Annotated in this window: 6 protein-coding genes; 4 read left to right on the top strand and 2 right to left on the bottom strand. The window is 71.6% G+C overall.

Annotated features, from left to right (window positions below; all coding sequences use genetic code 11):
* Window positions 1-87: 87 nt before the first annotated feature.
* Both AB0A65_RS18400 and AB0A65_RS18395 read right to left on the bottom strand, forming a co-directional pair.
* Window positions 88-876, bottom strand: a complete 789-nt coding sequence (locus AB0A65_RS18400) for a hypothetical protein (RefSeq protein ID WP_359952603.1) — start codon at window positions 874-876, stop codon at window positions 88-90.
* Window positions 869-1,801, bottom strand: coding sequence for an ATP-binding cassette domain-containing protein (locus tag AB0A65_RS18395; protein ID WP_359952601.1), 933 nt, complete (start codon window positions 1,799-1,801; stop codon window positions 869-871). Before AB0A65_RS18395 ends, AB0A65_RS18400 begins: the two co-directional genes overlap by 8 nt.
* Window positions 1,802-2,063: 262 nt before the next feature.
* Here AB0A65_RS18395 and AB0A65_RS18390 point away from each other — a divergent pair, with 262 nt between their 5' ends.
* The 4 genes from AB0A65_RS18390 to AB0A65_RS18375 all read left to right on the top strand — a co-directional run bounded on the left by AB0A65_RS18390 (window position 2,064) and on the right by AB0A65_RS18375 (window position 9,022).
* Window positions 2,064-3,806, top strand: a complete 1,743-nt coding sequence (locus AB0A65_RS18390) for a choice-of-anchor I family protein (RefSeq protein ID WP_359952599.1) — start codon at window positions 2,064-2,066, stop codon at window positions 3,804-3,806.
* A gap of 115 nt (window positions 3,807-3,921) precedes the next feature.
* Window positions 3,922-5,322, top strand: a complete 1,401-nt coding sequence (gene cysS, locus AB0A65_RS18385) for a cysteine--tRNA ligase (protein WP_359952597.1) — start codon at window positions 3,922-3,924, stop codon at window positions 5,320-5,322.
* Window positions 5,323-5,370: 48 nt separating this feature from the next.
* The gene (rlmB, locus tag AB0A65_RS18380) at window positions 5,371-6,384 is read left to right on the top strand and encodes a 23S rRNA (guanosine(2251)-2'-O)-methyltransferase RlmB (RefSeq protein WP_359952595.1); all 1,014 of its coding nucleotides are present in this window, start codon (window positions 5,371-5,373) and stop codon (window positions 6,382-6,384) included.
* Window positions 6,385-6,442: 58 nt separating this feature from the next.
* Window positions 6,443-9,022, top strand: coding sequence for an Hsp70 family protein (locus AB0A65_RS18375; protein WP_359952594.1), 2,580 nt, complete (start codon window positions 6,443-6,445; stop codon window positions 9,020-9,022).
* Window positions 9,023-9,076 lie beyond the last annotated feature (54 nt).

Genomic DNA, 9,076 nt, shown 5'->3' with positions numbered 1-9,076 from the left:
GAAAAACCGGGGGGGGGGGTTTACTCCGGTTCGGGGGACCGGGGGCGCGGCCGGTGGCGGATGCCACGGGCCGCGCCTCGTTCGCGATCAGGCGTCGCGCTTCTTGAAGAGCGTCCAGGCCGAGGCGAGGATGAGGGCGGCGAAGAGGGCGAAGATGCCTCCTGCGCCCCAGCGGGGGAACAGGTCGAAGTCCGGGGCTCCCGGGCCGAAGTCGCCGGGGGCGCTGAGCTCCATCAGGCGGGCGCCGTCGGAGAACGGGAGGAACTTGACGACCGGGACCAGCCAGTCGAGCTGCGGGATCATCGACAGGCCCGTGATCATGTTCTCGATGATCAGCGGCATCAGGAAGATGACGACCAGCGCCGAGGGCACGCCCCGGAACAGCAGGCCCAGGCCGAAGCCGACCAGGACGTACAGCAGCATGTAGATGACGTACCCGATGAGCGAGGTCCCGAGGGGGTCCTCGAACAGGCCGGGGGCCTCGCCCCACACCGCGTAGACCACGCCCAGGTTGACCGCCATCGACACGAGCGTGACGACGAGGGTCGCGCCCAGGACCACCGCGAGCTTCGCGAGGATGAGCCGGTTGCGCTGCGGGAGGGACGTGAGGGTCGGCTGGATCGTGCCGTGGCGGTACTCGTGGCCGCACGCGAAGATCCCGATGATCGCCATGAACACGGCGAGGAACGGGAGGCCGAACCCGGCGCCGCCGTTGAGGGCGATCCACATGATGTCGGTGCTGACCGGGTCGTTGCGGGCGGCGACGCCGACGAGGACCGCGACGCCGGTGGACACGAGCAGGCCCATGCCGATGAGCCAGTAGGTGGAGCGGAGCGTCGTCAGGCGCTTCCACTCGAAGCGGAGTGCGTCAAGCATCGGGGTTCCCTCCAGCGGCGGCGACGGGGTCCTTGGCGACGAACTGCTCGGAGGCGCCCGTCGCGGACATGAACGCCTCCTCCAGGGAGGCCCGGCGCGTCGACAGCTCGTGCAGTTCGACGCCGGAGGTGAAGGCCAGGTGCCCGACCCTGCCGATCTCCAGGCCGGAGACGACCAGCGCGTCCTCCTCCGGGACCACTTCGGCCCCTTCGGCTTTCAGCGCGTCGGCGAGCGGGGCGGTGTCGGGGCCGCGGACGACGACCTGCGAGCGGGTGAACTCGCGGACGAACGTGTCGACGTCGCCGTTGAAGATCATGGTGCCGCGGCCGATGACGACGAGCTCGTCGGCCATCAGCTGCATCTCCGAGAGGAGGTGCGAGGACACGAAGATGGTGCGGCCCTCGGAGGCGAGGGTCTTCAGGACGTCGCGCATCCAGTGGATGCCGTGCGGGTCGAGGCCGTTCGTCGGCTCGTCGAGCAGCAGCGTGCCGGGGTCGCCGAGGAGCGCCTGCGCGAGGCCGAGGCGCTGCGCCATGCCCAGGGAGTACCCCTTGGGCTTCTTGCGCTTGACGTCGCCGAGGCCGACGAACTCCATCACCTCGTCCACACGGGAGTCGGCGATCCGGTTGCCGGCGGCGAGCATCCGCAGGTGGTTGCGGGCGGACCTGGTGGGGTGGAACGGTTTGGCCTCAAGGAGGGCGCCGACCTCGTTCATGGGGCGGCGGATCGTGCCGAAGCGCTGGCCGTCGAAGAGGGTCTCGCCCTCGCCGTGGTCGAGGCCGAGCATGAGGCGCATGGTCGTGGACTTCCCGGACCCGTTGGGGCCGAGGAATCCGGTGACGACGCCGGGGCGCACGTCGAAGGAGAGGTGGTCTACGGCGACCGTCTTCCGGTACCGCTTGTACAGACCCTTCGCGGTGATCATGGGGCTCCCATCCGGGAATCGCGGGTCGGGGACGGGCCCAGTCTATGAGCGCGGGGGGCCTGCGCGCATGGGCGCGGGGACCGATTTCGCGTTCGTGCCAGGGGAGGAGAAAAGGGCCGCAACCGGTACCGGGGTACTACGGGGGCGCCGATTCGCGACTCGGTGTTCATTCCCCGTTTCCCCACCGCTCCGCCCCGGGACCCCTGGCCTCGGTGGACTGGGGCCGTCACCCCCTCATCCCCCGAGAAGTCAGGAACCAGCTGTGCAGAAGCGACTGCTCGTCCCCGCGCTCGCGGTCGGGCTGGCGGCCCTCGCCGTGCCCGTGCCCGCTCTGGCCCAGGACGACCCGGCCCTGGACCTGTCGGTCCTGGGCACCTACTCGACCGGCGCGTTCGCCGAGGGCGGGTCCGAGATCGTGGCCTACGACCCCTCCACGAAGCGCGTGTTCGCGGTGAACGCGGAGGCGGGCGTGGTCGACGTGATCGACGTGTCCGACCCCGCGAACCCGGTGAAGCACGCGGTCCTCGACGCCGCGGCCGCCCTGGGCCAGGACGGCGCGACGGTGAACTCCGTGGCCGTGAACGGCGGGACCGTCGCGGTCGCCGTCGAGGCCCCCGTGAAGACCGACCCGGGCTGGGTCGCGTTCTTCGACACCGAGGGCGCGTTCAAGGACTCGGCGCAGGTCGGCTCGCAGCCCGACTCGATCGCGTTCACCCCCGACGGCTCGAAGGCCGTCACCGCCGACGAGGGAGAGCCGGACGACGACTACGCGGTGGACCCGGTCGGCACGATCTCCATCGTCGACGCCGCCACCTACTCGGTGACCACCGCGGACTTCACCGCGTGGGACGAGTCCTCGCTCCCCGAGGGCTTCCGGGTCTTCGGGCCCGACCTCACGGGGGACGACGCGGTGCAGCGCGCGATCGAGCCCGAGTACGTGACGATCGAGGACGACGCGACCGCGTACGTGACCCTCCAGGAGAACAACGCGATCGCCGTCGTGGACCTCGCCGCCGGTGAGGTGTCCGACCTCCTGCCGCTCGGTTTCAAGGACCACGCGGCCGAGGGGAACGGCCTGGACGCCTCGGACAAGGACGGCGAGGTGAACATCACGGCGTGGCCGGTGCAGGGCATGTACCTGCCCGACGGGATCGACTCGTTCGCGACCGGCGGCGAGACGTACCTGGTCACCGCCAACGAGGGCGACGTGCGCGAGTGGGGCGACTACTCCGAGGAGGCCCGCGTCAAGGACCTGGAGCTGTGCGAGGGCGCCTTCGACGGCGCCGACCTCGACGCGCTCCAGGCCGACGAGGCCCTCGGCCGCCTGAAGGTCACCAGCACCCTCGGGCAGACCGGTGAGGGCTGCTACGACGGGCTGTACTCGTTCGGCGGCCGCTCGTTCTCCATCTGGTCCACCGACGGTGAACTGGTCTTCGACTCGGGCGCGGAGTTCGAGGCCGTGATCGCCGAGGTCGAGTCCGCGAACTTCAACGCCGACAACGAGGGCAACGACTTCGACGACCGCTCCGACGACAAGGGCCCCGAGCCCGAGGCCGTCGCCGTCGGCACGGTCGGGGACGCGACGTACGCGTTCATCGCGCTGGAGCGCCAGGGCGGCGTCATGGTCTACGACGTCACCGACCCCGCGAACGCGGTGTTCGTCGACTACGTGTCGAACCGCGACTTCACCGCCGAGCCCGCCGCGGGCCAGGGCGGCGACACCGGCCCCGAGTCGATCGCGTTCGTCGCGGCCGCCGACTCCCCGACCGGGCGCCCCATGCTCGCGGTCGGCAACGAGATCTCCGGCACCACGACCCTGTGGGACATCGCCGGCGAGGGCGTCCCCGGCGGGAGCGACCCCTCCGACGACCCCACTGACGACGCGTCCGGTTCCGGGGTCCTCCCGAAGACCGGCACCGGCGCCACCGGGCTCCTGCTCGGCCTCGCCGCGGTCCTCGCGGTCGGCGGCGGCGTCATGGTCGCGCTGCGCCGCAGGGCCGCCTAGTACTACCTCCCGATGACGGGTCCCCGGCACACGCCGGGGGCCCGTTCCTTTTCGCGCCCTTGACACGCGGCCCTCGGGGCGCTAGGGGCGGTCCCCGGTTGTCTAGAATCAACGGGTGAGCCTGCGACTGTACGACACCGGCACCCGTTCGATCCGCGAATTCCAGCCCCGGAATCCCGGCCGCGTCGGCGTATACCTGTGCGGCCTCACCGTCCAGGGCCCGCCGCACATCGGCCACCTCCGCTCGGGCGTCTCCTACGACGTGCTCATCCGCTGGCTGCGCCGCTCCGGCTACGACGTCACCTACGTGCGCAACGTCACGGACGTGGACGACAAGATCCTCGTCCGCGGCGAGGAGCAGGGCCGCCACTGGTGGGCCATCGCCTACGAGAACGAACGCAAGCTCGCCGCCGCCTACGCCGCCCTGAACGTCGAGGCCCCCACGTACGAGCCGCGCGCGACCGGCCACGTCACCCAGATGATCGACCTCATCGCCGAGCTCATCGAGCGCGGCCACGCCTACGCCACCGACACCGGGGACGTCTGGTTCTCCGTGTCCTCCTGGTCCGAGTACGGGCAGCTCTCCCACCGCCGCCCCGAGGACATGCTCGCCAGCGCCGAGCCCGGCGGCGGCAAGCGCGACTCCCGCGACTTCGGCCTGTGGAAGGCCCACAAGGCGGGCGAGCCCGCCGACGCCGCGTGGACGTCCCCGTGGGGTCCGGGGCGGCCCGGGTGGCACATCGAGTGCTCCGCGATGGCCCGCCGGTACCTCGGGGACGCGTTCGACATCCACGGCGGCGGCACCGACATCATGTTCCCGCACCACGAGAACGAGCTGGCCCAGTCGCGTGCGGCGGGGCTGGGGTTCGCGAAGTACTGGGTGCACAACGGGATGCTGAACCTGTCGGGCACGAAGATGTCGAAGTCGCTGGGCAACACGCTGTCGGTGGCGGCGCTGGGGGAGAAGGGGTTCTCGGCGGCGGCGATCCGGTACTACCTGACGGGCGTGCAGTACCGGTCGGCGGTGGACTTCTCGGAGGACGCGCTTGCGGAGGCGCAGTCGGCGTGGGAGCGGCTGTCGAACTTCGTGCACCGGGCGGTGGAGGCTCTGGGCCGGGACGCGGTGATCGGGGGCGCGCTGGCGCCTGAGTTCACGGCGGCGATGGACGACGACCTGAACACGCCTGCGGCGGTGGCCGTGATCCACGACGCGGCCCGTGAGGGGAATGCGGCGCTGGACGCGGGTGACGACGCGGCCGCGGCCCGCGTGGGGGCGGCGGTGCGAGCTATGCTCGACCAGCTCGGCCTCGACCCGCTCGACCCGCAATGGGACGACCCGGGTGACGCGAAGCTCACCGGCGCCGTCGACGCGCTCGTGAAGCTCGCTCTCGAACAGCGCGCCGACGCCAGGGCCCGCAAGGACTACGCGGCTGCCGATCGCATCCGCGACGACCTCGCGCACGCCGGCATCACCGTCAAGGACACCCCTCGCGGTCCCGTGTGGACCGTGGACTAGGCGACCGCCCGTCCGCAGACGACCGACACCACTGGGGAACTTGAACCGATGAGCACCAAGGGCGGGCACCCGAACCGTCGCAAGACCAGCAAGGCCGGCCCGAAGATCGGCTCCGGCGGGGGCAAGAAGGGCCTGGCCGGGAAGGGCAGGACCCTCAAGGCCGCCGACCGTCCCTGGCACAAGGAGTACACGGGGGACGACAAGCCGCAGAAGACGCAGCGGAAGCAGTCCGCGGAGCGTGCGAAGGCCGCTTCGGAGGGCCGGACGACGAACATCGGCCGGGCCCCGCGTCCCTCGACGACCACCCGGCGGCGCCGGGACGACGAGCCGGAGCTGATCCTCGGCCGCAACCCGGTCCTTGAGGCGCTGCGGGCGAAGGTCCCGGCGACGGCGCTGTACGTGGCGTTCGGCACTGAGCTGGACGACCGGGTCGCGGAGTCGGTGCGGATCGCGGGGAACCGGGACCTGCCGATCAAGGAGCTGGCCCGCCGCGACCTCGACCGGCGCACGAACAACGCGCTCCACCAGGGCATCGGCCTTCAGATCGAGCCGTACGAGTACGCGGCGTTCGAGGACCTGCTGCACATCTCGCAGACGTCGGGGACGGCGCCGCTGCTGGTGGCGCTCGACGGGGTGACGGACCCGCGGAACCTCGGGGCGATCATCCGGTCGGCGGCCGCGTTCGGCGGCCACGGCCTGATCATCCCGTCGAAGCGCGCCGCTTCGGTGACGGCCGTCGCGTGGCGGACGTCCGCGGGGGCGGCGGCGCGGCTGCCGGTGGCGAAGGTCGTGAACCTCACGCGGACGATCCAGGCGTGCCAGCAGGCCGGGTTCATGACGGTGGCGCTCGACGGCGGCGGCGACGTGGACGTGTTCGACCTGCCGGTGGCGGCGGACCCGCTGCTCATCGTCGTGGGCGACGAGGGCAAGGGCGTGTCGCGGCTGGTCGCGGAGACCTGCGACCACCGGGCGGGCATCCCGATCAGCGGCGAGGTGGAGTCCCTGAACGCCTCCGTGGCCGCGTCGATCGCCCTCGCCGAGGTCCAGCGGCAGCGCCGGTAGTGGCCGCGCACTAACCTGAAACCCTCCCGCACGCCCTACACCCCGGAGCTGCACGACCATGCCGGCCGATTACCTGCTCAGCGTCGACCTCGGTACGTCCCACACCGTGGCCGTGGTGGTGTGGCCCGACGGCCGCACCCGCCCGCTCCTGTTCGACGGCTCCCCGGTGATGCCCTCGGCGGTGTTCCTCGACCCCGCCGGGACGCTCCACACCGGGAAGGACGCGGAGCGGCTCGCGCTCACCGCGCCCGAGCGGTTCGAGCCGAACCCGAAGCAGCGGATCTCGGACGGGACGCTTCTTCTGGGGGACAGGGAGATCCCGGTGACGGCGGCGTTCGCGGCGATCCTGTCGCGGGTCGCGAAGGCCGCGATCGAGTCGGTGGGGCGGCTGCCGGACGCGGTGCTGACGTGCCCGGCGGCGTGGTCGGAGCAGCGGCGGGCCTCCTTGCACGACGCGGCCGCGAAGGCCGGGTACCGGCCGGTGAAGATCCTCACCGAACCCGTTGCGGCCGCGCACTACTACACGTCGCGCCTGTCCCACCAGGTCCGGACCGGCCAGCCTTTGGCGGTGTTCGACTTCGGGGGCGGGACGCTCGACATCGCGGTCCTGGAGCGGCGCCCGGACGGCTCGTTCGGGGTGCTCGCGGACGGCGGCCTGCCGGACCTCGGCGGCCTCGACTTCGACGCGGCCCTGGTGGCGCACATCGGCGATACGGTGAAGCGGCGCGAGCCGGAGATCTGGAAGCGCCTGGAGAACCCCAGCGGCGCCAGCGAACTGCGCAACCGCCGCGAGCTGTGGGAGGAGGTGCGGGCGGCGAAGGAGATGCTGTCGCGGTCCTCGGTCGCGCCGGTCACGGTGCCGGACATGGCGCAGTCGCTGCACCTGACCCGCGGTGAGCTGGACCAGATCTCGCGCCCGCTGCTGTCGCGCGCGGTCGGCGAGACCCAGCGGGTCCTCGGCCTCACCGGGCGCCGCCCGGAGCAGCTCGCGGGCCTGTTCCTCGTCGGCGGGTCCTCGCGGATGCCCATGGTGTCCAAGATGCTCCACGAGGGACTCGGGATCGCCCCCACGGTCCTGGAGCAGCCCGAACTGCCGGTCTCCGAGGGCGCGGCCCTCGCGATGACCGCGGCCGTCCCGGTCACCCCGCCCGCGGCCGTGACCTCCCCGCCCGCGAACCTGACGGCGCCCTCGATGGGCCTGCCGCCCATGACCCCCGCCTCCGACGAGACGGTCCACCTGCGCCGCAACGGGGGCGCCCCGACCCCGCCGCCGAGGCGCGGCACCGTCCACACCGCCCGCCGCATCCCTCCGAAGTGGATCGCCATCGGCGTCACCGCGGTGGTCCTCGTCGCCGCCGTCGCGATCGGCGCGTGGTGGCTGCTCAACCCGTACAAGCAGCGCCCGTTCGCCGACGCCCTCACCGAGGTCGCCCCCGCCACCGCCATGAACGGCGAGCTCGACGACGGGATCTACGAGGTGCGCTCCCGCGGCGACCTCTCGGTGTTCTTCTACACCACCGCCTCCGACCACGAATCGGGCCAGGAGATGCACGTCCGGGCCCTCTCCAACGAGACCGGCGACCCGGTCTGGTCCCAGGACACCGTCCTCGAAGGGGACGGCTGGAACGCCTCGTACTTCATGTCCGACGAGCTCCTCGCCCTCTCCCAGGAAGTGGAGACCGGCGAGTACAAGTTCGTGTTCCTCGACCCCGGCACCGGCGAGGTCCGCAACACCCAGACCACCGCGAGCCGCACCGCCGCCCGCTCCGGCGACCTCCTCGTCGTCGGCCCCGACGCGAACACGGGCGCGGACTTCAAGGTCTTCGACGCCGACGGCGAGCGCGTCGCCGAGTGGACCGCGGGCACCGAGGACGCCACCGTCGCGTCCTGGGGCTTCGACGGCGTCCCCGAGGACCTCAACGCGCCCACCGAGACCGCGAACGGCGACGGACGACTGTGGGCGGTCACGAGCGACAACGTCATGCACGTCTACGACATCGAGAACGGCGACACCGTCGTGCAGCGCGAGATCGAGACCGTCGACGACATGTACTTCGCGTGGGGCGGGAAGCTGTACGTGGCCGCCGACAAGGAGACCGGGTACGAGCTGAACGTCTACGGCATCGAGGACCTCAAGCAGCTCGACTCCCAGTTCATCGAGTCCGGCGAGGTCGGGCCCGCGCAGATGACCGAGTGCGGCGAGGCCCTCGTGTGCGTCGCCGAGGCCGTCGAGGACCAGACCGACGTCTACCACTGGCGGGTCTACGACGCCGACAAGGAGGAGATCGCCCACGACTTCGACGACCAGGAGTACGGGTGGATCGAGCCCCTCGGGGACCGGCTCCTCGTCGAGTACTACGCGGGCGACTCCAAGCGCACCCAGATCTACGACAAGGGATTCGACCCGGTCGGCAACTCCCTTGAGGAGACGTTCGACCCGATCGACGGCGGCTCGGCGCTCGCCTGGCCCGGCCGCTCCACGTTCGGCACCGTCACCGGCGGCGTCACCGGCCTCGGCCGCGACGGCTCCCGCGCCGAGCTGAGCACCGACCTGGAGCTGTACGCCTGCGACGCGACGGACACGCGCCTCGCGTGCATCGTCCCCGACGGCCTCCAGGTGTTCGCCTTCCGCGACTAGCCCCCCGACCCGGCACCATCCCGGGTATGCAACCTTTTCGGACTCCGAGTGCGC

It is taken from the genome of Glycomyces sp. NPDC047010 (assembly GCF_040644205.1).
GTDB lineage: Bacteria > Actinomycetota > Actinomycetes > Mycobacteriales > Micromonosporaceae > Glycomyces.
Note: the sequence above shows the minus strand (reverse complement) of the source record. Positions and strands in the feature narration are given on the sequence as shown.